Raw genomic sequence first — 1,082 nt, 5'->3', positions numbered from 1 at the left:
ATGGAAATGAAGAAGGCACACCTCTTATCACGCATTGTCCAATCAGGCCTCAACTTAGGAGGGCTATTGCTGTGCGCCCAATTTTCAGCCCCCGTATTGGCCGATGACTTTCTTTGTCAGGCGACTCAAGCGAGCGACAAAGAACTGCCGATGCTAGAGAAAAGTTGCCCAATCGGTCAGGGAGTTTGGGGAAAGAAAGTGCCGCAAGGAGGCAATGATTTCTATTGGATTCAATGTGGCTTGCTGCCTAAACCAATGCCACTTGCCAAAGCCAAACCCATTTACAGCAAAATCACCACCGATGTTTGGATGAAGCCCGAAACAAAGGGCTATCGTTGTCTTATTGGGCCTTATACAGAATTTTCTAAAGCGTCTGCTGATTTACGGGGAGTCAAAACCTTGTCGAACTATCGCGAGGCATTTATTCGTGTGGTTGGCAAAGGGAGTGACAACACCGTGAAGCAAATGCAGCCGTCATCAAAGTCGACTCCTGTCGCCAAACCAAACGTCGCACCGAAGCCTGTTGCGCCAGTCGTGGCCAGTCGTCCAGATACCGAGGCGTTTAAAGCTTCTGCGACAAAAACGACGGCGCAGCCAGTTACGGCAAAAGAGCCGAAATCAAGCACGACAACAAAACCGGTAGCGAAAGCAAAACCAACACCGAGCGTAAAAGGCAATGGAGAGGTGGAAGTGCGCTTGCGAGCGTCTCTACATGGCAAAACGTATGTCGTGCCTTACCTGTTAGATAATCAGTTTTATATGGAATATGGTAAGCCGTGGAATCGACTCAACTACGAAAGCTCGCAACAGATTTGTCAGCAGTTGGGCATGTCGCTCGCCACGGCGACTGAATTTAAAGCGTTGCGAGATTCTGGTGTGATGGAGAAGAACAAATGGCCGCTGCAATTGCCGTATTGGGGTAAAGATAAGAAAGGCTTGTTTGCCGATCGAGAACCAAATCAGTTAACCGGCACGTCGTTGTTGAATGTGATGTGTGTGAAGTAGCGGTTGTTCATCCTTAATGCATCCATACATTTTAGGACGAAACGCGCTTTTCAAAACGAAGAAAGCCCCGCGATGCG

Annotated in this window: 1 protein-coding gene; it reads left to right on the top strand. The window is 48.7% G+C overall.

Going from position 1 to position 1,082, the window contains the following annotated elements; genetic code table 11:
- The coding region (locus R7Q41_RS24345) for an SPOR domain-containing protein (RefSeq protein ID WP_318144747.1) at nucleotides 1-1,005 on the top strand (1,005 nt) is incomplete at its 5' end.
- Between the last annotated feature and the right edge of the window lie 77 nt (nucleotides 1,006-1,082).

This window comes from Vibrio sp. 2096 (assembly GCF_033339595.1).
GTDB lineage: Bacteria > Pseudomonadota > Gammaproteobacteria > Enterobacterales > Vibrionaceae > Vibrio > Vibrio alginolyticus.
This window is presented reverse-complemented; position numbering and strand designations above follow the sequence as displayed.